This is a genomic window from Enterobacter sp. 03-F-07-AD-ECC (genome assembly GCF_047530935.1).
Classification (GTDB): Bacteria; Pseudomonadota; Gammaproteobacteria; order Enterobacterales; family Enterobacteriaceae; genus Enterobacter; species Enterobacter cloacae.
The window spans coordinates 559,752-584,423 of record NZ_JBLKBZ010000001.1 but is presented as its reverse complement, the minus strand read 5'-3'; the positions used below and the strand labels follow the sequence as shown (position 1 = coordinate 584,423).

Below are 24,672 nucleotides of genomic sequence, written 5' to 3'. Positions count from 1 at the left end.
CTCTCTCAGAGATGGGAAACAGGCGGAGTAACGCCTGGTTGCAGGTAATGTTCGATACGCAGTAACTGGTCGGTCAGTACAAGCTCGCGATTAAGACCGGTTACCGTTAAAAGTTGTTCGCGGCTCTGGCAAGTATCGTGCAGGATCGCACGCAACGTGGCGCCTGGCAGACGATTCGCCAGCGTGTTTACCAGTGGCCAGACATCGGGATTGGTCAGCAGCGTGGCCCCCTGCTGGATCTTGAGGGCATCCAGAAGTAAGGCAGCCAGCCAGTGCAGACGCTCGGCAGCCTGATCGCTGTTAAGTGCAGGCAGTACGCTCAACCAGTCACCGCTCTCCAGCGCAGAGGCAACGGCGCGGCAAAGCGCTTCTCGTTGCGACCAGACGTCCGCCTGCAGCAGAGCCAGCGCCGCGGCAGGTGCGCCGCTGCTGAGGCGCAATGCGGACAACGCGCTATCCTGTGACGTTGTCACCTCACGCTCCAGCCAGCTCAGCGCCCACGATTCCTGGGGAGTCGCAAGGTGATGAAGCCGACACCGACTGCGTAACGTCGCCAGTAATCGACCCGGATCGCGGCATGACAGGAAGAACCACGTTTTTTCCGGTGGCTCCTCCAGCGTCTTAAGCAGCGCGTTTGCCGCCGCCTCGGTAAGCAACGCCGCGTCTTTCAGCCAGACGACTTTTGCGCCACCCAGTCGTGCGTGCTCGTATAATTTTTCACTGACTTCACGCACGGCATCGATACCGAGCGCACTTTTGCCCTTCTCAGGCTCCAGCGTGTAATAGTCAGGATGCGTGCCCGCCTGCATCAGCTGGCAGCCGCGGCATTTACCGCAGCTTTTGTGACCTTCTGGCTGCTGGCACATCAGAAAACGGGTGATGGCGTAGATCAATGCATCTTCACCCATGCCCGGCAATGCCTGAATCAGTAACGCATGATGCCCCCGTCCGGCCTGATAGCTGGCGATCAGCTGTTCAAAGTGCGGGCGCAACCATGGGTACCATTTCATGCCTGTTGCTCCTGTAGCCAGTGTTTGACAGTTTCCTCAATGGAACGGGTCACCTCTTCCAGGGACTGCGTCGCATCAATGGTGCGAATGGAACTGTCCTGACTGGCGAGTTCAAGATAACGCGCGCGGGTGCGATTAAAGAAGTCGAGCGACTCTTGCTCAATGCGATCCAGCTCGCCGCGCGCGCGCGCGCGCTTCAGGCCCACTTCCGGCGTTACATCCAGATACAGCGTCAGGTCGGGGCGGAAATCCCCTAATACTGCATCACGCAACGTTGCCAGCATTGTCTGGTCAATTCCGCGTCCCCCGCCCTGATACGCCTGAGTCGACAGATCGTGACGGTCGCCAATGACCCACTTGCCAGCGGCCAGAGCCGGTTTGATGACCGTCTCTACCAACTGCACGCGAGCGGCATAGAACATCAGCACTTCGGCTTTGTCAGTGATAACTTCATCGCCCACGGATTTGATATCCAGCACCAGGCTGCGCAGCTTTTCAGCCAGCTGCGTACCGCCGGGTTCACGGGTAAACACCATGTCCGCAACGCCGAGCGTTTTCAGCGTTTCGATTACCACGTTGCGGGCTGTGGTTTTACCGGCTCCTTCGAGTCCCTCAATGACAATGTATTTACTGCGCATTTTTTTCCTTAAGTGCCTTCAGATAATCCTGAACGGAGCGATTATGGCTGGCAAGGTTGGTGTTAAAGGTATGCCCCCCTTTTCCATCAGCCACAAAGTAGAGATACGGTGTTTTTGCCGGATGCGCGGCCGCCTTAAGCGAGGCTTCGCTCGGCGTGGCAATCGGGCCTGGCGGCAGGCCGCTAATAACGTAGGTATTATACGCCGTCGGCGTCTCCAGATCTTTTCGTGAAATCTTGCCGCTGTAGCTCTCACCCATTCCGTAGATCACGGTAGGGTCAGTTTGCAGGCGCATGCCAATGCGCAGTCGGTTGATAAAGACCGACGCCACCTGGTCGCGCTCTGAAGCCACCGCGGTCTCTTTCTCAATAATTGAGGCCATGGTGACAAACTGGTTTTGATCTTTATACGGCAGGCCATCGGCGCGCCCTTCCCACTCAGACTCCACCGCCGCGACCATTTTTTTGTGCGCACGCTTCAGGATCGCCACATCGGTTGTTCCGGCTGTATACATCCAGGTGTCCGGCCAGAACCAGCCTTCAACCCACTCGGGATGTTCAAATTCAAGTACCGCGGCAACCGTCTGGTAACTGTCATCTTTTAGCGTGTGTTTAATATACGGCGCATCACGCAGCTGTTTGAGGTAATCGCTAAGGCGCATCCCTTCAACAAACCGCAGCGGGAACTGTGCTTCTTTGCCGCTTTCCAGCAGCTGTAGCATCTCTCTGACGGTCATCCCGGGCGTGAAACGATAGGTGCCAGCTTTAAAATGAGACAGCTCAGGTTCCACACGCAATAACCACTGGAACACGCGTGGACGATTAATGATTTTATCGCCATAAAGCTGTTCACCGAGCGCCAGTCGCCCGGTTCCCGCTTTCAGGGTAAAGATCGTTTCGTCCTTAATCAGGATCTTACTGTCCGCCAGCTGGCGAACTTTCCACATTCCCGCGCCGCCAGCGATACCCAGCGCAACGATTAGAAGGAGGACAAAGCGCAACATTTTCTTCATGACTATCTGGTTTGCTCACATATCGGGGCTAAAAAAGAGAACAGCTCGCGCGATGGCAAGCAAATTTGACCATAAGCGCGGACAGGTATAACCGGCATCAGCGCGTTGCAAATAACGATTTCATCTGCTGCCTGCAACGCCTCTTCGCGTGCGTTAACTTCGACAACGTGAAAGTCAGAGCGTGCCAGCTGCTGCAAACAAAACTGACGCATAATACCGTTGACTCCCGCCTGTTCCAGCGAAGGCGTGAAAACAGTGTTGCCCTGCCGCCAGAATAAATTAGCCGCACAGCATTCCGTAATGAACCCTTCGCTGTCAAGAACCAGCGCTTCATCGGCTGCCGTCTGCTCAAGATGAGTACGGATTAGCACCTGCTCAAGACGATTGAGATGTTTTATCCCGGCAAGCATGGGGTTTCTTCCCAGACGTACCGGGCTGAGCGTCAGGGTAACGCCCTCTTCACGCCAGCGCGTGTACTGGGCAGGATAGGCAGAAACCGACAGGATTCGGGTAGGATGTTGGCAACTGGCACCGCTATAACCCCGTCCACCGCTGCCGCGGCTAATAATAACCTTGAGTACCCCACTGGGCTTTCCGGACGCAAGCTGGCGCATTTCCTGGCGCAACGTGTCCCATTGCGTAAAGGGGATCATTAACGTTTTGCAGGCCGTTTGCAGACGACGTATATGCGCATCCAGCAGACACACGTCGCCATCCGCAATGCGCGCCGTGGTAAAGCAGCCATCACCAAACTGAGTCGCCCTGTCGCTGGCAGGCAGAGATTCTTGCTCAAGGCCATTGATTAAAAACATGGTGGCTCCTTATGCGTGGACGTTTAGTCTGGCAGGATGTCGTGCAGCCGACAAGAAGATTAGCCTGAATAAAAAAGGCCCGACAAGCGGACCTTTTTTCACAGCCATAGGGTACGCAGACTCAGATCTTTTTGAAGATCAGAGAACCGTTAGTACCGCCAAAGCCGAAGGAGTTACACAGGGTGTACTCCATTCCACTCACCTGGCGCGCTTCGTGAGGAACGAAGTCCAGATCGCAACCTTCATCCGGGTTATCCAGGTTGATGGTTGGCGGAACAGCCTGGTCGCGCAGCGCAAGAATAGAGTAAATAGACTCTACAGCACCCGCCGCACCCAACAGGTGACCGGTCATGGATTTTGTGGAACTGACCAGTACACGGCTGGCAGATTCACCGAAGATAGACTTAACAGCCTGAGCTTCTGCTTTATCGCCCGCAGGGGTAGAGGTACCGTGTGCGTTAACGTAGCCGATTTGCGCTGGGGTAATACCCGCATCGCGAATCGCGTTTTCCATGGCCAGCGCGGCGCCCGCACCATTTTCTGGCGGTGACGTCATGTGATAGGCATCGCTGCTCATACCAAAGCCAACGACTTCAGCATAAATTTTCGCGCCACGTTTTTTCGCATGTTCGTACTCTTCCAGAACGAGCATACCTGCACCATCGCCCAGCACGAAACCGTCACGGTCTTTGTCCCAAGGACGGCTTGCCGCCTGAGGATTATCGTTGCGGGTAGACAGCGCGCGCGCAGCACCAAAGCCACCCACGCCAAGCGGGGTACTGGCTTTTTCAGCACCGCCCGCCACCATAGCATCTGCATCGCCGTACGCAATCATACGCGCGGCCTGGCCGATGTTATGCACGCCAGAGGTACATGCGGTCGCGATAGAAATGCTTGGCCCACGCAGACCGAACATGATGGTCAGGTGACCCGCCACCATATTAACAATCGTGGACGGAACGAAGAACGGGCTGATTTTACGCGGTCCGCCATTCATGAGAGATGAATGGTTTTCCTCGATCAGACCAAGACCGCCAATCCCGGAGCCAATAGCGGCACCGATACGGGTTGCGTTCTCTTCCGTAATTTCAAGGCCAGAATCCTGCATGGCCTGAACGCCAGCGACAATTCCATATTGAATGAAGGCATCCATCTTGCGCTGTTCTTTGCGCGAGATGATCTCTTCACAGTTAAAATCCTTTACTAAGCCAGCAAATTTCGTTGCATAGGCGCTAGTATCGAAATGGTCGATTAGGCTGATGCCGCTCTGACCGGCAAGGAGAGCTTTCCAGGTGGACTCTACGGTATTGCCGACAGGAGACAACATGCCAAGTCCGGTCACAACTACACGACGCTTAGACACGTTTGTCCTCCAGGGAGGGATAAAAAAAGAGATTCGTGGGACTAAAAAAGATAAAACTCAGGCGGTCGAATGACCGCCTGGAGATGTTCACTTACGCCTGGTGGCCGTTGATGTAATCAATGGCAGCCTGAACGGTGGTGATCTTCTCAGCTTCTTCGTCCGGAATCTCAGTATCAAACTCTTCTTCCAGAGCCATTACCAGCTCAACGGTGTCAAGAGAATCTGCGCCCAGGTCTTCAACGAAGGAAGCGGAGTTCACAACTTCTTCCTGCTTAACGCCCAGCTGTTCGCCGATAATTTTCTTAACGCGTTCTTCGATAGTGCTCATACTCTTAAATTTCCTATCAAAACTCGCTTTCGCGATGGTTTTCGTAGTGTATAAAATGTTGAAAAATTTGCAACTAAATCCCGGCAGGTCTTACCACGATTTTACGTTATTTTGAGGCCAATCCCCCCAATAACGCAAATATTTTCGATCGTGATTAAACCATATACATCCCGCCGTTGACGTGGAGGGTTTCACCAGTGATGTAACCCGCTTCGTCAGAAGCTAAAAATGCAACCGCGCTGGCAATTTCTTTAGGGTCGCCTAAGCGGCCCGCAGGAACAGCTGCCAGCGTACCCGCACGCTGCTCATCAGTCAGCGCACGCGTCATGTCCGTTTCAATAAAGCCCGGAGCAACAACGTTTACAGTAATCCCGCGGGACGCGACTTCACGCGCCAGCGACTTACTGAAACCAATCAGACCTGCTTTCGCCGCAGCGTAGTTAGCCTGACCAGCATTTCCCATGGTACCAACCACAGAACCGACAGTGATAATACGACCATGACGCTTTTTCATCATAGCGCGCATTACCGCTTTTGACAGACGGAATACAGATGACAGGTTGGTTTCGATAATATCGTTCCACTCGTCGTCTTTCATTCGCATCAACAGGTTATCGCGAGTGATCCCGGCATTATTGACCAGAATATCCACTTCGCCAAACTCTGCGCGAATATTTTCCAGAACAGATTCGATAGATGCAGGTTCGGTCACATTCAGTACCAGACCTTTACCGTTCGCACCCAGATAGTCGCTGATGGCCTTCGCGCCATTCTCGCTGGTTGCTGTACCAATCACTTTCGCGCCGCGCGCGGCCAGTGTTTCAGCAATTGCACGCCCGATACCGCGGCTTGCGCCAGTGACCAGGGCAATTTTTCCTTCAAAACTCATGGTATTCCTCTTTTATTGCGAGAGTGCCGCTTCAATGGCTTCCGGCTCGTTAATCGCCGAGGCAGTCAGGGTGTCAACAATACGTTTTGTCAAACCAGTCAGGACTTTCCCTGGGCCGACTTCGTACAGGTGCTCAACGCCCTGAGAGGCCATAAACTCAACGGTTTTAGTCCACTGTACCGGGCTATAAAGCTGGCGAACCAGCGCGTCACGGATAGCCTCCGGCGTGGTTTCACATTTCACATCGACGTTGTTCACAACGGAAATCGTCGGTGCGTTAAAGGTAATTTTTTCCAGTTCAACCGCCAGCTTGTCAGCAGCAGGTTTCATCAGCGCACAGTGGGACGGAACACTCACTGGCAGCGGCAGCGCACGTTTCGCGCCCGCGGCTTTACAGGCTGCACCTGCACGTTCAACCGCTTCTTTATGACCCGCGATAACCACCTGGCCTGGCGAGTTGAAGTTAACCGGTGAAACCACCTGACCTTCTGCTGATTCTTCACACGCTTTTGCGATGGAAGCATCGTCGAGACCGATAATAGCAGACATGCCGCCCGTGCCTTCTGGCACCGCTTCCTGCATGAATTTACCACGCAGTTCTACCAGGCGTACCGCGTCAGCAAAGGCGATCACACCGGCACAGACCAGTGCAGAGTATTCACCCAGGCTATGGCCCGCGAGCAGGGCTGGCGCTTTACCGCCCTTCTGCTGCCAGACGCGCCACAGCGCAACGGAAGCAGTAAGCAGTGCTGGCTGAGTCTGCCAGGTTTTGTTCAGCTCTTCGGCCGGACCTTGTTGGGTCAGCGCCCATAAATCATAACCCAGCGCATCGGAAGCTTCACGGAAAGTCTCTTCGATTACCGGATAGTTTGCTGCCATTTCAGACAACATCCCAACGGTTTGAGAGCCCTGACCCGGAAACACAAAAGCAAATTGCGTCATCTTTTAATCCTTATCCTAGAAACGAACCAGCGCGGAACCCCAGGTGAACCCGCCACCGAAGGCTTCAAGCAAGACCAACTGGCCCCGTTTGATTCGTCCGTCACGTACCGCTTCATCAAAGGCGCACGGTACTGACGCCGCAGAGGTATTGCCGTGGCGATCGAGCGTCACCACAACGTTATCCATCGACATGCCCAGCTTTTTCGCGGTTGCACTGATAATACGCAGGTTCGCCTGATGCGGCACCAGCCAGTCGAGTGCGGTGCGCTCAAGGCCATTCGCCTCCAGCGTTTCATCAACAATGTGGGCCAGTTCCGTCACCGCGACCTTAAACACTTCGTTACCTGCCATGGTCAGATAGATAGAGCTATCCGGATTCACACGGTCGGCATTAGGCAGCGTTAACAGTTCGCCATAGCTACCGTCAGCATGCAGATGCGTGGAGATGATGCCCGGCTCTTCAGACTGACCCAGCAGCACGGCGCCCGCACCATCACCAAAAATAATGATCGTTCCGCGATCGGTTGGATCGCAGGTACGCGCCAGCACGTCAGCACCGATCACCAGCGCATAATTCACCGCGCCGGATTTTACATACTGATCGGCAACGCTCAATGCATAGGTGAAACCTGCGCAGGCTGCGGCAACGTCAAACGCCGGGCAGCCTTTAATACCGAGCATATTCTGCACCTGGCACGCTGCGCTTGGGAAAGCATGCGTGGCCGATGTCGTGGCAACCACGATCAAACCAATCTGATCTTTATCGATGCCCGCCATCTCGATAGCACGCTGTGCGGCTTCGTAACCCATGGTGGACACGGTTTCGTCTGGCGCGGCGATACGACGTTCACGGATACCTGTGCGCGTGACAATCCACTCGTCAGACGTATCTACCATTTTTTCCAGATCGGCGTTGGTTCGCACTTGTGTTGGCAGATAGCTGCCGGTACCAATAATCTTCGTATACATGTACGCTCAGTCACTTTTAGCTAATACAGATTCCAGGCGAGCGGCAATCCGCTGAGGGACTTGTCGCTGCACCGCCTGCACTGCCTGTTCAATGGCGACAGTAAATGCTCGCTGATTGGCGGCACCGTGACTCTTGATCACAATGCCGCGCAATCCTAACAGACAGGCGCCATTATACTGGTCGGGGTTGAGGTGACTGAATCGCCGCGTCAGGCTTTTTTGTAACCAACGCTTTAATAAAATCAGCCACCAGGCGCTTTTTTTACCTTCTCCCTGCGATTTGAGGAGAGAAAGGAACATTCGCACAACCCCTTCCATGGTCTTCAACGTCACGTTTCCAGTGAAGCCATCACACACCAGAACATCCGTTTTCCCCGTCAGCAACTCATTGGCTTCGAGATAACCAATATAGTTGATGGAGGGAACCTGTTTAAGCAATTCGGCAGCCTCACGAATGCTGTCCAGGCCTTTGGTCTCTTCTTCACCTATGTTCAGTAACGCAACACGGGGATTGGTGATCCCGACCACTTCTTCTGCCAGCACCGACCCCATCACGGCAAACTGAGCCAGCATTGTACTATCACAATCGACGTTAGCGCCCAGATCGAGCACCACCGTTTTGCCCTTTTGCTGATGCGGGAGTACCGTCACCAGCGCCGGACGCTCAATGCCCTCAATAGGCTTGAGCAGTAATTTCGACAGCCCCATCAGCGCGCCGGTATTCCCCGCGCTGACGCAGGCCTGCGCACGTCCTTCTTTTACCAGCTCCAGCGCCATTCGCATAGAGCTGCCACGGCTATTGCGAATCGCCTGCGATGGCCGGGCATCACTGGCAATAACTGACTGCGCAGGAATAATCTGCAGACGTGAACGTTGTTCGAAGTCAGCTTTTGCAAGTAATGGCGTGATTGTGTCGGGATTGCCGACTAAAAGAAGTGTGAGTTGCGAATTAGAATTCAGTGCCTGCAATGCTGCAGGCACTGTCACGGAAGGCCCAAAATCTCCTCCCATGACATCTAACGCCAGGGTTAGACGTGTCAAGGTATCGTCGCAGCCTGGTTCGGTAAATTCCCCGTTTGCACGGGGAGTTCCTCACTAAGCCTAATCACGCAAACGCGTGATTACTTAGTGATAACCTTGCGGCCGCGGTAGAAACCGTCAGCAGTGATGTGGTGACGCAGGTGTTTCTCACCAGAAGTCTTGTCTACAGACAGGCTGGTAACTGCAGTCAGCGCGTCATGGGAACGACGCATGCCACGTTTGGAACGGGTTGGTTTATTCTGTTGTACGGCCATGGACCTTACTCCTCAATTACTTACGCTTTAAGCTGGCTAATACGGCAAATGGGTTTGGTTTTTGCGCTTCATCAGGCAGTTCCCCAAAGACCATGTCCGCCTCGGACACTTCACAGTGTTCAGAATCATGCACCGGAACCACTGGCAAGGTGAGGATGATTTCATCTTCAACCAGAGCCAGAAGATCGATTTCACCGAATTCGTTAACCTCAATCGGCTCATACGCTTCCGGGAGTGCCTCAGCCTGTTCGTCAGAACGAACCGGACTGAAACAATACGTTGTGTGAACGTGCTGTGTGAACGGTTTCCCGCAACGCTGACATTCGAGCGTTACCGTCACCTTTGCATCACCGGTTAAAACGGCAAGACGCTGGTTATCGATAGCGAACGACATGGAGCATTCCACATCACTGTCCACACTGACTACGGATTCGGCAATACGCTCAGCCTGATCGGAAGTATAGATACCTTCGTAATCGAGGCGTTTTTGAGCCGTACGAACCGGATCAAGAGTCAGGGGTAATTTTACCTTTTGCATAGGGCGCGCATATTAACTTTGTAACGTCATATAGTCAAAGAAAAAGGCAACCAGGGCTGCCTTTTGCCAATTATTCGCACACATTGCGGCCTGTAGTTTAAAATGGCTGGCATCGATACGCTATATCTGGTGATAAAAATATGCCAAATCTCGTTCTCGCTTCCACTTCTCCCTACCGCCGAATGTTGCTGGAAAAGCTCGGGATCCCGTTTGTGTGTGCCGCGCCGGACGTTGACGAGACGCCACAACCTGGCGAGTCGCCGCGTCATCTAGTGACGCGTCTGGCGAAAGAGAAAGCACAATCGCTTGCCGCACAATACCCTTCGCATTTGATTATAGGCTCCGATCAGGTTTGCGTGCTGGATGGTGTCATCACCGGTAAGCCACACACCGAAGAGAATGCCTGTAAACAGCTTATGCAGGCGCGCGGCAATATTGTTACCTTTTATACCGGCCTCGCGCTCTACAACTCCGCCGTGGGCCACCTGCAGACCGAATGCGAACCGTTTGATGTTCACTTCCGACACCTGAGCGAGCAAGAAATCACAGATTATGTGCGTCGTGAACGGCCTCTCAACTGCGCCGGCAGTTTTAAAAGTGAAGGTCTTGGGATTGCGCTCTTCGAAAAGCTGGAGGGGCGTGATCCGAACACGCTGGTGGGCTTACCGCTGATTGCGCTGTGCCAGATGTTAAGACGCGAAGCGTGTAATCCGCTGACGGCGTGACTTTTTGCGGCCTGATGCCCTCACCCCGGCCCTCTCCCACCGGAAGAGGGTGCAAATATTAAAAACGGCAACTCCGTTGCCGTTTAACTTTTACCTTAGCCGCGCAGAACTTTCAGGCAGCGTTTCAACTGCTCATCCAGCGGCGCTTCAATACGTATAGTCTCGCCGGTATTTGGATGGGTAAACTTCAGCGCTGCCGCATGCAGGAACAGACGCGACAGCCCCGTCCCCGCCAGTTGCTTATCAAATTCCCTGTCGCCATAGCGATCGTCAAACGCAATCGGATGGCCCGCAAACTGGGTATGCACGCGAATCTGGTGGGTTCGGCCCGTCACCGGGCTACAGCGCACCAGGGTGGCAAACTCATAGCGCTCTTCTACTTTGAAGCGCGTCTCAGACGGTTTACCTTCCTGGCTGACACGAACGATTCGCTCACCGCTTTGCAAAATATTTTTCAGCAGTGGGGCCTGCACCACTTTCACGTGGGACTGCCACTGACCGCGCACCAGCGCCAGATAATCTTTCTGCATCCCTTTTTCGCGCAGCTGCTCGTGCAACGAGCGCAGGGCTGAACGTTTTTTGGCGACCAGCAGCACGCCAGAGGTGTCACGATCGAGACGGTGAACCAGTTCGAGGAAACGGGCTTCCGGGCGCAGCGCGCGCAGCCCTTCAATCACGCCGAAGCTGAGACCGCTGCCGCCGTGTACCGCCGTGCCCGACGGTTTATTCAGCACCAGGATATGATCATCTTCATACAGGATCACATCACTCAGGGCGGCCACCTTCTGCAGCTTAGGCGACACGACCTCTTCTTCACGTTCGGCAACTCGCACTGGCGGAATACGCACTTCGTCACCGGCTTCGAGCTTATACTCAGGCTTCACGCGTTTTTTGTTAACCCGCACCTCGCCCTTACGCAGGATGCGGTAAATCATGCTTTTTGGTACCCCTTTCAGCTGGGTGCGCAAAAAGTTATCGATACGTTGCCCCGCTTCATCATCGGCGATAGCAACCATTTTTACGGCTGGAGTCTCTGTTTTCATGGTTGGCGATTCTAAATATCGTCAGGCATTAGCGCCACTCATTTTTCTATGCTTATATTTACTTTTATCCGGCCTGCCCCGGTTTCGCGCAATCGATTTGGTGGTTATTAAACCAATCACCATCCTGAAGTGAAGAAACTGTGAGTAACCGGGTGATAATTGGTAAAAGTCATCTTGCTATAACCCGGCGAGCAGTGGAATAATGAAGCCGTTTTCCGCGTTAAATCCGGGTTTTGTAAGGATGTCGACGGAATGACCAATTTTGTCTGACCGATCATCCACGCAGCAATGGCGTAAGACGTATTGATCTTTCAGGCAGTTAGCGGGCTGCGGGTTGCAGTACTTCCCGGTATAAGGATTGTTCTCTGGAGAGTTCTACCCAGGCAATTCCCCTGATAATTGCGCTGTGTTTCCGTATGAAACACAGGCAACCGACACTCTGCGCCTCTTAAGCGAGCGACAACCGTGAGGTTGGCGACGTGAATAGACACGAGGCCATCGGTTCATACCCCGGAAAGCGTCACCTTGCCCGCAGCTTTGTCGTCAATGTAAGAATAACGAGTAAGTTACGATGAAAAGAATGTTAATCAACGCAACTCAGCAAGAAGAGTTGCGTGTCGCCCTTGTGGATGGGCAGCGCCTGTACGATCTGGATATCGAAAGTCCTGGACACGAACAGAAAAAAGCGAACATTTACAAAGGTAAAATCACCCGCATTGAACCAAGCCTTGAGGCTGCATTTGTCGATTACGGTGCTGAGCGTCATGGTTTCCTCCCTCTGAAAGAAATCGCCCGCGAATATTTCCCTGCTAACTACAACGCTCATGGCCGTCCGAATATCAAAGATGTTCTGCGTGAAGGTCAGGAAGTGATTGTTCAGATTGATAAAGAAGAGCGCGGCAACAAAGGTGCCGCACTGACAACCTTTATCAGCCTGGCAGGAAGTTATCTGGTACTGATGCCAAACAACCCGCGTGCGGGTGGTATCTCTCGCCGTATCGAAGGCGATGACCGTACCGAACTGAAAGAAGCGCTGGCCAGTCTTGAACTGCCGGATGGCATGGGTCTTATCGTGCGTACCGCCGGTGTGGGCAAATCTGCCGAAGCGCTGCAGTGGGACTTAAGCTTCCGTCTGAAGCACTGGGAAGCTATCCAGAAAGCAGCAGAAAGCCGCCCTGCTCCGTTCCTGATCCACCAGGAAAGTAACGTTATTGTACGTGCCTTCCGCGACTATCTGCGTCAGGATATCGGTGAAATTCTCATCGACAACCCGAAGGTGCTTGAGCTGGCTCGCCAGCACATCGCCGCACTGGGTCGTCCGGACTTCACCAGCAAAATCAAACTGTACACCGGTGAAATCCCGCTTTTCAGCCACTATCAGATTGAATCCCAGATTGAGTCCGCCTTCCAGCGTGAAGTGCGTCTGCCATCCGGCGGTTCTATCGTTATCGATACCACAGAAGCGCTGACCGCTATCGACATCAACTCCGCACGTGCGACGCGCGGCGGCGATATCGAAGAGACCGCCTTCAACACCAACCTTGAAGCCGCTGATGAAATCGCCCGCCAGCTCCGCCTGCGCGACCTGGGTGGTCTGATTGTTATCGACTTTATCGACATGACCCCTGTTCGTCACCAGCGTGCAGTTGAAAACCGTCTGCGCGAAGCGGTGCGCCAGGATCGTGCGCGTATCCAGATTAGCCATATTTCACGCTTCGGCCTGCTGGAGATGTCCCGCCAGCGCCTGAGCCCGTCTCTGGGCGAATCCAGCCATCACGTTTGCCCGCGCTGCTCCGGTACCGGGACCGTTCGTGATAACGAATCTCTGTCTCTCTCTATTCTGCGTCTGATTGAAGAAGAAGCGCTGAAAGAGAACACCAAAGAGGTTCACGCCATTGTTCCGGTGCCAATTGCCTCCTACCTGCTGAACGAAAAACGTGCCGCGGTGAGTGCCATTGAAGCGCGCCAGGGCGGCGTTCGCTGCATCATCGTGCCAAACGACCAGATGGAAACGCCGCACTATCACGTGCTGCGTGTCCGTAAAGGCGAAGAGACCAGCACGCTCAGCTACCTGCTGCCGAAGCTGCATGAAGAAGAGATGGCGCTGCCATCTGATGAAGAGCCAGCCGAGCGTAAACTGCCAGAGCAGCCTGCGTTAGCGACCTTCATCATGCCAGAAGCTCCGCCAGAAAGTGCCCTGGAAAAACCAGCGGCTAAACCTGCGGCACAAAAACCGGCAGTGGCGGCAAAAGCCGAGCCAGCACAACCGGGTCTGCTGAGCCGTTTCTTTGGCGCGCTGAAGAAAATGTTCGCAGGTGAAGAAGTTCAGCCAGAGCAGCCGAAAGAAGAACCTAAAGCGGCTAAACCTGAGCGTCAACAGGACCGTCGTAAGCGTCAGAACAACCGCCGCGATCGTAATGACCGCAGCGACCGTAACGAGCGTCGTGACAACCGTTCGGACAACAATGAAGGCCGTGAGCAACGCGAAGACAACCGTCGCAACCGTCGCGAGAAACAACAGCAGAACGTTGAAGATCGTGAAATTCGCCAGCAGGCGGGCGATGAGTCCGAGAAGAGCAAACAGCGCGACGAGCAGCAGCCTCGCCGTGAGCGTAACCGTCGCCGTAACGACGAAAAACGCCAGGCGCAGCAGGACGTTAAAAACCTGAATCGCGAAGAGCCCGCTGAGCAGCAGGAGACCGAGCAGGAAGAACGTACTCAGGTTATGCCACGTCGTAAGCAGCGCCAGCTGTCTCAGAAAGTGCGCGTCGGTGCTGTTCAGGCAGAAGAAACCGCAGCTGTCGCAGCCGAAGTGACAGAAACCACAACGGGCACGCAGGTTGCGAAAGTTGACCTCCCGGCCGTCGTGGAAAATCAGGTAGAGCAGGATGAAAACGGTGAAAACCGTGACAACGCGGGTATGCCGCGTCGCTCGCGCCGTTCTCCGCGTCATCTGCGCGTGAGCGGTCAGCGTCGTCGTCGCTACCGTGACGAGCGTTACCCAACGCAGTCCCCAATGCCAATGACCGTGGCGTGCGCGTCACCTGAAATGGCATCAGGTAAAGTCTGGATCCGCTACCCTGTTGCTCGCCCGGAACAGGCTGTTGAAGAACAGGCAGTGACCGAAGAGGTGATTGCACCAGCAGCAGCGGTAGAAGAGGTTGTAACGGAAGCGGCAACAGTGGTTGAACCACAGGTTGTTGAAACTGAAGCGCCTCACGCTGTGGACGTCGAAACCACCCATCCAGAAGTGATTGCTGCGCCGGTTGATGCCGCGCCGCAGCTTATTGCCGAAGAAGATGCCGTGGTGGCTGAAGAAGTCGCTGAAGAGGCTGAACCTGTAGCCGCAGTGGAAGAAACCGCTGAAACCATCGTTGAAACCACGACCGAAGAGGTTGTGCAGGACGTTGAGATTCAGGTTGAGCCTGTTGTTGAAGAAGCGAAAGCGCCGGAAGTGAAACCCGAGCCGGTGAAGGTTGCCGTCGCGCCTGCGCACGTTGCCACAGCACCGATGACTCGCGCCCCTGCGCCTGAGTACGTGCCTGAAGCACCGCGTCACAGCGACTGGGTTCGCCCGGAGTTCAACTTCGAAGGTAAAGGTGCTGCCGGTGGTCACAGTGCTACGCACAAGGCTACTGCACCAGCAACCCGTCCGCAGTCAGTTGAATAACGCAACCTAAGTGTGAAAGCCGACCTTCGGGTCGGCTTTTTTATGGCTGCTGTAGCGGCTTTCTCATTCCAGTGACCTCCGGCATGATCTGCCGCATCAACTCCAGAAAACGCCGCAAGCGCGCCGGATAGTAACGTGACCAGGGGTAAACCAGATGCACCGGTAACGCCGCCGGCTGCCACTCGGGAAGTAAATGCACCAGCCGCCCTTCCCGAATATCCTCCTGCACTGTCCAGCTTGATACCACCGCCACGCCAAGCCCGGTGAGAGCCGTATTACGTGCGACATACAGACTGTCGGTACTGAGGCGGGGAGTAATCGCCACGCGCGCGGTGGCTGGCGAGGCATCGTGAAAAAGCTCCACATGGCGCTGGTAGAAAGAGCTGATGGCTATCCAGGGAAGCTGCTGCAAATCTTCCGGGGTGTTAACCGCCGGAAAACGGGCCAGCAATGCCGGAGAAGCCACCACCGAGCGCGGCACCTCAGCCAGCAGCACGGACACGGTCGCCGGGTCAACCTCCATGCCCACCCGAATCGCACAGTCAAGGTTGTCGCCGAGAAAGTCAGCCGACCGGTCGTTGAGCATCCACTCAATAGAAAGCTGCGGATAACGCTGCAGAAATTCGGTTAACGGTTTCAGAAGCTGATCCTGACCAAACGCGTGCGGGGCGCGTACCCGCAGGACGCCTACCGGTTCGTCTTCTGTCTGCCCTACCTCATCTTCCAGTGCCAGCCAGCTGTCAATCACCCGACGGGCGTGCTGATAGCAGCGCTCGCCGTCATCCGTCAGACGCGTCGTGTGAGTAGTGCGCAATATCAGGCGCACACCGAGCATCGTCTCAAGCGACTGCAACCGTCGGCTCACCGTGGCCTGGGTGGTTGCCAGCTGCCGTGCCGCCGCAGAGAGGGACCCGGCCTCAACAATACGAACAAACGTCCGCATTAGTTCCACCCTGTCTATACGCTCAACTCTTTTCATCATCTTTTTGCCTATACGCTAAACGTATAAGCGTTTTACCACCGGGCCCGCTACCGCTGCAAGGCGTGCTGATAAAAAATAGCCACACACGATGAATGAGGAACATCTTATGAACACAACATCCGCCGCCCATGCCGTAAGCCGCTGGGTCATCTTAATGCTGGCGCTCGGTGCGGGCTTCAGTGTGGCATCCATCTATTATGCTCAGCCTCTGCTGCCGCTGATGGGCGCTGACCTGCACCTGAGTATCGAAGGAATGGGCATGGTTCCGACGCTTACCCAGGCGGGATATGCTCTGGGGATCCTGTTCCTGCTGCCGCTCGGCGACCGACACGACCGCAGAACACTGATCCTGATAAAAAGTGCAGCCCTGGCGCTATTTCTGCTTGGCTGTAGCCTGACCGGACAAATCCACTCCCTGCTGCTGGCAAGTCTGCTTATTGGCATGGCCGCCACCATGGCGCAGGATATCGTCCCTGCCGCGGCAATCCTTGCACCGGAAGGCAAACAGGGGAAAACCGTCGGTACGGTGATGACCGGTCTGTTGCTGGGTATTCTGCTCTCCCGAACCGTCAGCGGCGTGGTAGGTGAGGCTTTTGGCTGGCGCGTCATGTACCAGCTGGCTGCCGCAAGCATTGCGTTTATCGGCGTTGTTATGTGGGCCGTACTCCCGCGGTTTGCCATCCACTCCACCCTGAGCTATCCGGCGCTGCTGCGTTCTATGGAACACCTGTGGCGTCGTTATCCGGCTCTGCGCCGCGCGGCGCTGGCTCAGGGTTTTCTGTCGATTGCCTTTAGCGCCTTCTGGTCCACGCTGGCAGTGATGCTGCTGGAACGTTATCACTTAGGAAGTGCGGTCGCGGGGGGATTTGGTATTGCAGGTGCTGCAGGTGCGTTAGCCGCCCCGCTGGCGGGAGGTCTGGCCGATAAGCTGGGTGCCGGAAAAGTCACGCAGCTCGGTGCGCTTCTCGTGACCGTCTCATTTGCCCTGATGTTCCTGATGCCCGCGCTGGGCCTTCATGGACAGCTCATCCTGATTGCCCTCTCCGCCGTCGGGTTCGATCTGGGTCTGCAGTCAAGCCTGGTGGCGCATCAGAATCTGGTGTATAGCCTTGAGCCGCAGGCCCGTGGACGCCTGAACGCCCTGCTCTTTACGGTAATCTTCATCGGCATGGCACTGGGCTCTGCGCTGGGCAGTAATATCTATACGCTGGCGGGATGGACCGGGGTGGTCGCGCTTGCGACGGTATGCGGCGTCATTGCGCTGGTCATTCGCCTGATTGAGAGCGCTCGCGTCAGCTCCGTGCAGGCAGACATCGCCTAAAAAAAATGCCCAATCCAGACGGATTGGGCAGTCAAAACATGCCCAGTTTCAAGACATGTTCTAAGAGGTAAAGATGTTATTTGTTCAACTGGAACAGCGACATACCCTGCATATCGCTAAACGCTTTATAGGACGCCTGCAAGGCAGCCTGCTGCATAATGTAAGAAGAAATGGCACTGTTCCAGTCAACATCCACCAGATCGCTCATCTGCTGAGTCTGCCCCAGCGCACGGTCATCGCCCAGGTTATCGAGTTTTTCCAGTTCTTTCATCTTGGTACCCACATCCGCCACGACGGTAAGGACATTGTTCTGGGTATTGGTGATGCCGATCTGTGCGTCAGAAATCGCTTTGTTCTGCACTTCCGCCGCCGCAGAGTCGTTATCAACAGGAACCTTGAGCGCGGAAATCGCCGAGTCGAGGATCTTGAACATATTCGTCTCGCCATAACCGCCGCCAGGCAGTTCTTTGGCGTTACTGGTAATACTTTCGAAGATCTGCTGACCAGTGTGGCTAATCACCATATTACGGGCGGTATCAACCTGCTGAGAGATGGCCTGAGTTCCGCCGTTGTAATCACCGGTAACGGAATCAAACGGTGGCGCTTCGGTCTTATAGCCAGCAAAAATATACCGGCCATTACCATCCGCTGAGTTTGCCAGGTTCATCAGCTGATCGCGGATACCCTGCAAGTCACTCGCCAGTGACAGACGATCGTCATCACTTAACGTGCCATTTCCTGCGTTAACGAGTTTCTCTTTCGCACTGGTAATTGCCGCGTTAACCTGGCTCAGCACGTTATCTTCCAGAGAGACTTTTTGCGTGGCGAACGTTCTCGCCAGGGCAAACTGGCTATTCTGGGATTGAGATTGTGACAGCACAACCGCCTGCGACGCCGCAATAGGATCGTCCGACGGACGGTTAACACGCTTGCCGGTGGACATTTGCTCACCGTAGCTCAGCCACTTGCTCTGGGAATCGGTGATTCCCCGCATGTTCTGGTCGTACATCATCTGGGTGCTAATACGCATTTTTCACCTCAGCCTTAGCGAATATTGATAATTGCATCAAAAAGCGTGCTGGCAGTTTGTAACACCTGCGCATTGGCAAGGTAATACTGCTGATAGCGCTGCAGGTTGCCATACTCTTCGTCGAGGTTTACCCCAGAGATGGACTGCTGCTGCTTAGTCAGTTGCGTCGCCACATTCGCTTTCGTTTCGCTGCTGGTTTTCAGCGCGGCGGTTGAGCTGCCGACCGTACTGACAAGGGAAGCATAGGCATCGTTGAAAGTCTTATTGCCGCCAACAACCTTACTGTTTTGCAGATCGAGCAGTTTTTGGCCATTGCGGTTGTCGCTCTCTCCGCCGTTGCTTGCGGATGCCATAGCCAGTTTGGACTCATCTTTGAACTTGAGCTCCATATTGACGATGACATCAGAAACAGGCTTGACGATGAAACTGTCTTTGGCGTTCGCGCTACCGGTCACGTTGACGCTCAGGCCATCAAAGGAGAGATTGCCACTTGCGTCCGGGGCCATGGTGAAGCTGGTTTTATCCGAACGGGTAATAGTCCAGTCGGTGCCGTTAAACTGCAGCTTATAATCGGTTGCCTGCACTTTGGTGCTGTCTGCCACAGTGGCCGTCATTGCGGCCGTACCGGTATTGCGACTGTTGGTTACCACGGCTGGCGAACCAAAGTCGAACAGCTTGCCACCGGCATCGCCATTGGCATCAAACCCGGCTTCATGCTGCTTATTCATCGCGTCCGCAAAGGCCAGTGCCAGCTGATTGAGGTTGTTGCGCGCTTTATCCAGATCTTCTGAGCGGAACGTAAACAAGCCCCCCAGAGAACCGGTGGTGATCATTTTCTCGGGAATTTCGACGTTGCCGGACACCTCATCGCTGTAGGCGATAGTCGTCCGGGTCGGATCGGCGCTGGATTTCACCGCAGCTAACTGGTTTGCTTTGCTCCCCTGCACCAGGCTGTAACCGTTGCCAAAGGAGACGTTATAGGTGCCACCGTCCTGAACAGCCACTTCAACACCCACAATTTGGTTCAGCTCACTCACCAGCTGATCGCGCTGATCCAGCAGATCATTTGGCGATGAACCTGCCCCTACGCCGGTAAGACGTGAAATCTGATCGTTCAGATTCGCAATCTGTTTTGCGTAGTTGTTGATCTGCTCAACGCTTGAAGCGATGGCGGTATTAACCTGAGAATCCTGATCGCGAAGATACTGGTCGTTCGTTTTAAACTGATTGACCAGACCATCCGCTTTTCCCAGCACCGTCTGTCTTGCGGCCGGGTCCTCCGCGTTGCTCACCAGCGTTTGCAGGCTTTTAAAGAAATCCTGAAGCGTCGTCGAAAGTGAGTTGGTGGAATCAGAGAGCACATCGTCAATTTTTGACATCTGCTGATAGCGCGTCGTCAGACCGCTACTCTGCGTTTGCGCGGCGCGCAGTTGGTTGGTGATGAAAGCATCATATTCACGCTGCACACCAGACACATACACCCCGTTGCCCACCCAGCCACCGCCGGTCAGCGTGCTGTTAGACGCACCCAGCACGGTCGTCTGGCGGGTGTAACCTGCCACGTTATAGCTTGAAATGTTATTACTGACGGTATTGAGTGCCGCCTGAGCAGCACTGAGGCCACTCATGGCGCTGTTAATCAAACTGGACATGGAGGTTCCTTTTATTCGTTCAGACACGAGTCCTGATGAAAGTTATCGGCAGCCTCCACCGGGACTTGAGAAGTTTCAGAACAGATTTTCGATATCTGTGCTATAGGCTTTGCTGACTTTCTCGCCCATCGATTTAAGTTGCTGAATCATGCTGGTGAGCTTACGCGCATAGTTCGGATCGGTGGCATAGCCTGCATTTTGCAGGGCCTGCGCGCCCTGCTCAGGCGTAGCCGCCTGCGTAACGGCGGCATAACGCGGGTTGCGGCTCAACAGGCCCACATAATCGGACAACGCTTCCAGATAAGAGCTGTAAACGCGGAATTTTGCTTTGATCTTCACCGCCGCACCGTTTTCATATTCGGTGGTAGTGATCTCGGTTGTCGGCCCCTTCCAGCTGGCATTCGCCTTCACGCCAAAGATGTTGAAGCTCGGCTCGCCGTTTTCCTTACGGATCTGGCGCTGACCCCAGCCCGATTCCAGCGCGGCCTGCGCCAGAATCAGGTGATGTGGTACCCCACTCTGTTCACTGGCAAGACGGGCCGGCAGCGAAAGCTGTGCCAGGAAGTCTTTGCTGTCGCCGGAGAGCGGCTCATCGCTGCTCACCGTCGCCTTCGGTATCGCTTTACGCACCATTTGCGTCAGCGCCTGGTTCTGATAGCTGGTCACCGTTTGCAGGTCGAACTTCATCGGCACCTGCTGCGGCTCATCCTTCGGCTGGATCCCCTGCGCGGCTTCGGTCTGTTTGACTATCATGTCAGCCAGACCGAGCCCTTTACCGGCGGTCATCTGCTGCGCAATCTGTTGGTCATACATGCTGGTATACAGGCGCGTTGAATCACTGCTGAACATGCCGTCTTTAGGCAGAGTTTCACGCATGCTCTTCAGCATCATCTGTACAAACATCCCCTCCACCTGGCGGGCGACCGGGCGGATATTCGCCGCCGGGTCTTTGCCTGCCTGGGTTTTCAGTTCGTTAAGCGACTGGGCATCCCAGGCCGCGCTGGTCAACAGTTTGCTATCGGTCAGCATCAGATGATTTCCAGTTTGGCGCGCAGACAGCCCGCACTTTGCATGGATTGCAGAATAGACATCAGATCCATCGGCGTTGCCCCCAGGGCATTCAGGGCACGCACCACGCTGTTGAGGTTGGCACTGGAGCGTACGCTCTGCAGCGAGCCCCCGCTCTGACGCAAATCGATCTGGGTTTGCGGCGTTACCACCGTCTGCCCACCACCAAACGGGGTATCCGGCTGGCTGACGTTGGCGGAGCGGTTGACCGTTACCGAGAGGTTACCCTGCGCCACGGCGCAACTGTCCAGCGACACTTCACGGTTCATCACCACCGAACCGGTACGGGAGTTGATGATCACTTTGGCATCCTGAACAGGGACGTTCACTTCCATGTTCTGGATATCGGCCAGCATGCGCACCTGGTTGCTGCCGCCCGTTGAGGTGCGGATCTGCACGGTACGGGCGTCCAGCGCCGTCGCACTGCCATAGCCGCGGCTGCGGTTGATGGTGTCGGCGATCTGCTGCGCCATGGTGAAATCTTCGTTGTTCAGCTGCAGGTTGATGGTATTCCCCGCGCCGAACTGGGTCGGCAGTTCACGCTCAATGATTGCACCGTTAGTGATACGCCCGCCGTTCAGCTGGTTGACCTGCACGCTGCTGCCGCCTGCAGAGGCCCCCGCGCCGCCCACCAGAATGTTACCCTGCGCCAGGGCATAAACCTGGCTATCCACCCCTTTCAGCGGAGTCATCAGCAGCGTACCGCCGCGCAGGCTTTTGGCGTTACCCATGGAGGAAACCACCACATCGATGGTCTGCCCCTGACGCGCAAACGCCGGGTAGGAAGCGGTTACCATGACCGCCGCCACGTTTTTCAACTGCATGTTGGTGCCCGCCGGTACGGTGATACCGAGCTGGGACAGCATGTTGTTCAAGCTCTGGGTGGTGAATGGCGTCTGGGTGGTCTGGTCACCCGTGCCATCCAGGCCAACCACCAGACCATAGCCAATGAGGGAGTTTTCACGCACGCCCTGAACGCTGGTGAGATCGCGAATGCGGTCAGCCTGGGCAAATGTTGCCACCAGCATCAGCGCCACGGCGAAGATCGATTTAAACATGGGTCACCTCGCTTACATCGGCGATAAATTAAGGAAGAAGCGCTGCAGCCAGCCCATATTTTGCGCTTCGTTGATATAGCCGTTACCGACGTACTCAATGCGCGCATCCGCCACCTGGGTGGACGGAACGGTGTTGGTGCCGCTGATGGTGCGAGGGTTAACCACACCGGAGAAGCGAATGAATTCAGTGCCCTGGTTAATGGCGATCTGTTTTTCACCCACCACATGTAAATTGCCGTTAACCAGCACCTGGTCAACCGTTACCGTCAGCGTGCCGCTGAAGGTATTGCTGGCGTTCGCGCCACCTTTACCGTTAAAGGTATTGCCGCCAGACGCCTCAACATCCGCACGTGCATTGCCGAAGAGTCCCTGCAGATAGCGCGGTACGGTATCGAAGCCAAAATTGGTTTTGCCATCGCGGCTGGCATTCGCCGACGAGCTCTTGCTCGCGCTGACGTTCTCCTGCAGCACAATGGTCAGGGTATCGCCGACGTTACGCGGGCGACGGTCTTCAAACAGCGGCTGATAACCATAGTTGATCGGCTGCGCGGTCTGGAAAATGGAGCCGTTCACCACTGGCGCAGGGCCAGGAACGGGTTGGGCGGTCGTCGCACCCTGGACCAATGGTTTAGACGGGATCCAGGCACATCCGCTAAGGGTGACGGCCAGAACAGTCAGAATCGGATAACGAAACGCCGCGTTTTTTTGCATTGCCTTCATCTTCGAAAACAGGGAGCCGGTGCGGCATTCACCGCACCGGGCTGCACCTTAGAGTTGCGTCAGTTTCTGCAGCATCTGGTCGGTCGTCGACACTGCTTTACTGTTAATTTCATACGCGCGCTGGACCTGGATCATATTCACCAGCTCTTCCGCCACGTTCACGTTCGAGGTTTCCACATAACCCTGATACAGCAGCCCTGCCCCGTTCAGGCCCGGGGTGCTCTCATTCGGCGTACCGGAGGATTGCGTTTCGGTGTAGAGGTTCTCGCCAATGCTTTCCAGACCGGTATCGTTCATGAAGGTGGTCAGGTTGAGCTGCCCCACCTGAACAGGCGCGGCCTGTCCCTGCTGGGTGACGCTCACCACGCCGTCACGCCCGATGGTGATGCTCAGGGCATTCGCCGGGATCGTGATAGCAGGCTGAACCTGGAAACCACCGGCCGTGACCAGCTGGCCGTTCTGATCGACCTGGAACGAGCCGTCACGGGTATAGGCAGAGGTCCCGTCAGGCAACTGCACCTGGAAGAAACCCTGGCCTTTAATGGCGACGTCTTTGCTGTTGTTGGTCTGAGACAGGTTGCCCTGGCTGTGCAGACGCTCGGTGGCGACCGGACGAACACCGGTACCGATCTGCAAACCTGACGGCAGCGTGGTTTGCTCAGAGGACTGCGCACCCGGCTGACGAATGGTTTGGTAAAGCAAATCTTCGAAAACGGCACGCTGACGCTTGAAACCATTGGTGCTGACGTTTGCCAGGTTGTTGGCAATCACATCCATATTGGTTTGCTGCGCGTCCAGGCCAGTTTTCGCGATCCATAAAGAACTGATCATAGGGAGTCCTGTTAACTCATAGCCAGAAGTTGGTTAGCTTTGCCCGCGTTTTCATCAACGCTGCTGATAATCTTCATCTGCATTTCAAAACGACGGGCGCTGGCGATCATGTCGGTCATGGCTTCGACCGGCTTGACGTTGCTGCCTTCCAGAACACCGGACATCACGCGAATGGTCGGGTCGGCCTGAAGCGTGGCGCCACGGGTGGCCTGAGCCGCCTGGGTCAGACGGAACATACCGTCATCACCACGCTGCACCTCTTTGCCATCCGCTTTGACCAGCTTCAGACGCCCGACGGGCGCAACGGTATTGGCCGGGTCGCCCGGGTTCAACGCAGAGATGGTACCGTCTGCGGCGATGGTCAGCTCTGAGCCTTCCGGCACCGTCAACGGACCCGCTTCACCCATTACCGGGTGCCCCTGAATCGTCAACTGGCCTGTGGCACTGACCTGGATATTACCGTTGCGGGTATAGCCTTCGCCGCCGTCTGCCGTTTGCACGGCCAGCCAGCCGTCCTGCTGCAGAGCAACGTCCAGCGGACGGGCGGTGTAATCCATCTGCCCTGGCGTCATGTCTGCACCCGGCGTGGAGGCGGTCACCAGCGTACGCGTCGGCAGGGACAACCCTTCTACCGGCACCGCACGCAGCGCATTGAGCTGTGCGCGGAACCCCGGCGTAGAGGCGTTCGCCAGGTTGCTGGCGGTAACGGCCTGCTGAATGAGCGTCTGACTTGCCGCGCCCATCGCGGTATATATTGCGTGATCCATTGCGCTTTC

The 24,672-nt window shown here is 55.4% G+C and carries 24 protein-coding genes; 3 read left to right on the top strand and 21 right to left on the bottom strand.

Annotated features, from left to right (window positions below; translation table 11 throughout):
* Positions 1-5: 5 nt before the first annotated feature.
* The 12 genes from holB to yceD all read right to left on the bottom strand — a co-directional run bounded on the left by holB (position 6) and on the right by yceD (position 9,796).
* Positions 6-1,010, bottom strand: coding sequence for a DNA polymerase III subunit delta' (gene holB, locus ACMWKA_RS02800; protein ID WP_023621897.1), 1,005 nt, complete (start codon positions 1,008-1,010; stop codon positions 6-8).
* Positions 1,007-1,648 carry a dTMP kinase gene (tmk, locus tag ACMWKA_RS02795; protein ID WP_013097116.1) on the bottom strand — a complete coding sequence of 214 codons (642 nt, stop codon included), beginning with the start codon at positions 1,646-1,648 and terminating at the stop codon, positions 1,007-1,009. The genes holB and tmk overlap by 4 nt, the downstream gene beginning before the upstream one ends.
* A complete protein-coding gene (yceG, locus tag ACMWKA_RS02790; RefSeq protein ID WP_414759973.1) occupies positions 1,638-2,660 on the bottom strand; it encodes a cell division protein YceG in 1,023 nt (340 codons plus the stop codon). The genes tmk and yceG overlap by 11 nt, the downstream gene beginning before the upstream one ends.
* Positions 2,661-2,662: 2 nt before the next feature.
* Entirely contained in the window at positions 2,663-3,472 is an 810-nt protein-coding gene (gene pabC, locus ACMWKA_RS02785; RefSeq protein WP_414759972.1) for an aminodeoxychorismate lyase, read from the bottom strand.
* A 121-nt stretch (positions 3,473-3,593) separates the two neighbouring features.
* Positions 3,594-4,835 (bottom strand): beta-ketoacyl-ACP synthase II, encoded by a 1,242-nt coding sequence (gene fabF, locus ACMWKA_RS02780; protein WP_028028098.1) that lies wholly within the window; start codon positions 4,833-4,835, stop codon positions 3,594-3,596.
* Positions 4,836-4,926: 91 nt separating this feature from the next.
* Positions 4,927-5,163 carry an acyl carrier protein gene (gene acpP / locus ACMWKA_RS02775; protein ID WP_003857954.1) on the bottom strand — a complete coding sequence of 79 codons (237 nt, stop codon included), beginning with the start codon at positions 5,161-5,163 and terminating at the stop codon, positions 4,927-4,929.
* A gap of 154 nt (positions 5,164-5,317) precedes the next feature.
* Positions 5,318-6,052, bottom strand: coding sequence for a 3-oxoacyl-ACP reductase FabG (gene fabG, locus ACMWKA_RS02770; protein WP_013097120.1), 735 nt, complete (start codon positions 6,050-6,052; stop codon positions 5,318-5,320).
* 12 nt (positions 6,053-6,064) lie between these two features.
* Positions 6,065-6,994, bottom strand: coding sequence for an ACP S-malonyltransferase (gene fabD / locus ACMWKA_RS02765; RefSeq protein ID WP_014831447.1), 930 nt, complete (start codon positions 6,992-6,994; stop codon positions 6,065-6,067).
* Positions 6,995-7,009: 15 nt separating this feature from the next.
* Positions 7,010-7,963, bottom strand: coding sequence for a beta-ketoacyl-ACP synthase III (locus ACMWKA_RS02760; RefSeq protein WP_414759971.1), 954 nt, complete (start codon positions 7,961-7,963; stop codon positions 7,010-7,012).
* A gap of 6 nt (positions 7,964-7,969) precedes the next feature.
* Entirely contained in the window at positions 7,970-9,004 is a 1,035-nt protein-coding gene (gene plsX, locus ACMWKA_RS02755) for a phosphate acyltransferase PlsX (protein ID WP_062676699.1), read from the bottom strand.
* Positions 9,005-9,084: 80 nt separating this feature from the next.
* Complete coding sequence (gene rpmF / locus ACMWKA_RS02750; protein WP_003857964.1) at positions 9,085-9,258, bottom strand: 50S ribosomal protein L32; 174 nt, start codon at positions 9,256-9,258, stop codon at positions 9,085-9,087.
* 16 nt (positions 9,259-9,274) lie between these two features.
* Complete coding sequence (gene yceD / locus ACMWKA_RS02745; protein ID WP_013097124.1) at positions 9,275-9,796, bottom strand: 23S rRNA accumulation protein YceD; 522 nt, start codon at positions 9,794-9,796, stop codon at positions 9,275-9,277.
* 140 nt (positions 9,797-9,936) lie between these two features.
* On the opposite strand from yceD, the gene ACMWKA_RS02740 reads away from it, so the two are divergent.
* The gene (locus ACMWKA_RS02740) at positions 9,937-10,521 is read left to right on the top strand and encodes a Maf family protein (protein ID WP_028028074.1); all 585 of its coding nucleotides are present in this window, start codon (positions 9,937-9,939) and stop codon (positions 10,519-10,521) included.
* Between the two features lie 95 nt (positions 10,522-10,616).
* On the opposite strand, the gene rluC is transcribed toward ACMWKA_RS02740, so the two are convergent.
* Entirely contained in the window at positions 10,617-11,564 is a 948-nt protein-coding gene (gene rluC / locus ACMWKA_RS02735) for a 23S rRNA pseudouridine(955/2504/2580) synthase RluC (protein ID WP_028028073.1), read from the bottom strand.
* A 571-nt stretch (positions 11,565-12,135) separates the two neighbouring features.
* On the opposite strand from rluC, the gene rne reads away from it, so the two are divergent.
* A complete protein-coding gene (gene rne / locus ACMWKA_RS02730; RefSeq protein WP_058684525.1) occupies positions 12,136-15,234 on the top strand; it encodes a ribonuclease E in 3,099 nt (1,032 codons plus the stop codon).
* 40 nt (positions 15,235-15,274) lie between these two features.
* Here rne and ACMWKA_RS02725 read toward each other — a convergent pair whose 3' ends face one another.
* Complete coding sequence (locus tag ACMWKA_RS02725) at positions 15,275-16,213, bottom strand: LysR family transcriptional regulator (RefSeq protein ID WP_262817477.1); 939 nt, start codon at positions 16,211-16,213, stop codon at positions 15,275-15,277.
* A 109-nt stretch (positions 16,214-16,322) separates the two neighbouring features.
* Here ACMWKA_RS02725 and ACMWKA_RS02720 point away from each other — a divergent pair, with 109 nt between their 5' ends.
* On the top strand, positions 16,323-17,537 hold the full coding sequence (locus ACMWKA_RS02720) for an MFS transporter (RefSeq protein ID WP_108453567.1): 1,215 nt from the start codon (positions 16,323-16,325) through the stop codon (positions 17,535-17,537).
* Positions 17,538-17,613: 76 nt separating this feature from the next.
* Here ACMWKA_RS02720 and flgL read toward each other — a convergent pair whose 3' ends face one another.
* The 7 genes from flgL to ACMWKA_RS02685 all read right to left on the bottom strand — a co-directional run bounded on the left by flgL (position 17,614) and on the right by ACMWKA_RS02685 (position 24,663).
* Complete coding sequence (gene flgL, locus ACMWKA_RS02715) at positions 17,614-18,567, bottom strand: flagellar hook-associated protein FlgL (protein ID WP_414759970.1); 954 nt, start codon at positions 18,565-18,567, stop codon at positions 17,614-17,616.
* Between the two features lie 14 nt (positions 18,568-18,581).
* Positions 18,582-20,219: a flagellar hook-associated protein FlgK gene (flgK, locus tag ACMWKA_RS02710; protein WP_062934265.1), complete on the bottom strand. Its 1,638-nt coding sequence runs from the start codon at positions 20,217-20,219 to the stop codon at positions 18,582-18,584.
* Positions 20,220-20,294: 75 nt separating this feature from the next.
* A complete protein-coding gene (flgJ, locus tag ACMWKA_RS02705; protein WP_020689612.1) occupies positions 20,295-21,248 on the bottom strand; it encodes a flagellar assembly peptidoglycan hydrolase FlgJ in 954 nt (317 codons plus the stop codon).
* Positions 21,248-22,345, bottom strand: coding sequence for a flagellar basal body P-ring protein FlgI (locus tag ACMWKA_RS02700; protein ID WP_013097134.1), 1,098 nt, complete (start codon positions 22,343-22,345; stop codon positions 21,248-21,250). Before ACMWKA_RS02700 ends, flgJ begins: the two co-directional genes overlap by 1 nt.
* 12 nt (positions 22,346-22,357) lie before the next feature.
* On the bottom strand, positions 22,358-23,056 hold the full coding sequence (flgH, locus tag ACMWKA_RS02695; RefSeq protein ID WP_003857987.1) for a flagellar basal body L-ring protein FlgH: 699 nt from the start codon (positions 23,054-23,056) through the stop codon (positions 22,358-22,360).
* 57 nt (positions 23,057-23,113) lie between these two features.
* Complete coding sequence (gene flgG / locus ACMWKA_RS02690; protein ID WP_008500810.1) at positions 23,114-23,896, bottom strand: flagellar basal-body rod protein FlgG; 783 nt, start codon at positions 23,894-23,896, stop codon at positions 23,114-23,116.
* Positions 23,897-23,907: 11 nt separating this feature from the next.
* Positions 23,908-24,663, bottom strand: coding sequence for a flagellar basal body rod protein FlgF (locus ACMWKA_RS02685; protein WP_414759969.1), 756 nt, complete (start codon positions 24,661-24,663; stop codon positions 23,908-23,910).
* Positions 24,664-24,672 lie beyond the last annotated feature (9 nt).

Bases quoted from the DNA above. Each gene is read 5' to 3' on its own strand.
- holB (WP_023621897.1), bottom strand. From the start codon at position 1,010: ATGAAATGGTACCCATGGTTGCGCCCGCACTTTGAACAGCTGATCGCC.
- tmk (WP_013097116.1), bottom strand. From the start codon at position 1,648: ATGCGCAGTAAATACATTGTCATTGAGGGACTCGAAGGAGCCGGTAAA.
- yceG (WP_414759973.1), bottom strand. From the start codon at position 2,660: ATGAAGAAAATGTTGCGCTTTGTCCTCCTTCTAATCGTTGCGCTGGGT.
- pabC (WP_414759972.1), bottom strand. From the start codon at position 3,472: ATGTTTTTAATCAATGGCCTTGAGCAAGAATCTCTGCCTGCCAGCGAC.
- acpP (WP_003857954.1), bottom strand. From the start codon at position 5,163: ATGAGCACTATCGAAGAACGCGTTAAGAAAATTATCGGCGAACAGCTG.
- fabG (WP_013097120.1), bottom strand. From the start codon at position 6,052: ATGAGTTTTGAAGGAAAAATTGCCCTGGTCACTGGCGCAAGCCGCGGT.
- fabD (WP_014831447.1), bottom strand. From the start codon at position 6,994: ATGACGCAATTTGCTTTTGTGTTTCCGGGTCAGGGCTCTCAAACCGTT.
- ACMWKA_RS02760 (WP_414759971.1), bottom strand. From the start codon at position 7,963: ATGTATACGAAGATTATTGGTACCGGCAGCTATCTGCCAACACAAGTG.
- rpmF (WP_003857964.1), bottom strand. From the start codon at position 9,258: ATGGCCGTACAACAGAATAAACCAACCCGTTCCAAACGTGGCATGCGT.
- yceD (WP_013097124.1), bottom strand. From the start codon at position 9,796: ATGCAAAAGGTAAAATTACCCCTGACTCTTGATCCGGTTCGTACGGCT.
- ACMWKA_RS02740 (WP_028028074.1), top strand. From the start codon at position 9,937: ATGCCAAATCTCGTTCTCGCTTCCACTTCTCCCTACCGCCGAATGTTG.
- rluC (WP_028028073.1), bottom strand. From the start codon at position 11,564: ATGAAAACAGAGACTCCAGCCGTAAAAATGGTTGCTATCGCCGATGAT.
- rne (WP_058684525.1), top strand. From the start codon at position 12,136: ATGAAAAGAATGTTAATCAACGCAACTCAGCAAGAAGAGTTGCGTGTC.
- ACMWKA_RS02725 (WP_262817477.1), bottom strand. From the start codon at position 16,213: ATGAAAAGAGTTGAGCGTATAGACAGGGTGGAACTAATGCGGACGTTT.
- ACMWKA_RS02720 (WP_108453567.1), top strand. From the start codon at position 16,323: ATGAACACAACATCCGCCGCCCATGCCGTAAGCCGCTGGGTCATCTTA.
- flgL (WP_414759970.1), bottom strand. From the start codon at position 18,567: ATGCGTATTAGCACCCAGATGATGTACGACCAGAACATGCGGGGAATC.
- flgK (WP_062934265.1), bottom strand. From the start codon at position 20,219: ATGTCCAGTTTGATTAACAGCGCCATGAGTGGCCTCAGTGCTGCTCAG.
- flgJ (WP_020689612.1), bottom strand. From the start codon at position 21,248: ATGCTGACCGATAGCAAACTGTTGACCAGCGCGGCCTGGGATGCCCAG.
- ACMWKA_RS02700 (WP_013097134.1), bottom strand. From the start codon at position 22,345: ATGTTTAAATCGATCTTCGCCGTGGCGCTGATGCTGGTGGCAACATTT.
- flgH (WP_003857987.1), bottom strand. From the start codon at position 23,056: ATGCAAAAAAACGCGGCGTTTCGTTATCCGATTCTGACTGTTCTGGCC.
- flgG (WP_008500810.1), bottom strand. From the start codon at position 23,896: ATGATCAGTTCTTTATGGATCGCGAAAACTGGCCTGGACGCGCAGCAA.
- ACMWKA_RS02685 (WP_414759969.1), bottom strand. From the start codon at position 24,663: ATGGATCACGCAATATATACCGCGATGGGCGCGGCAAGTCAGACGCTC.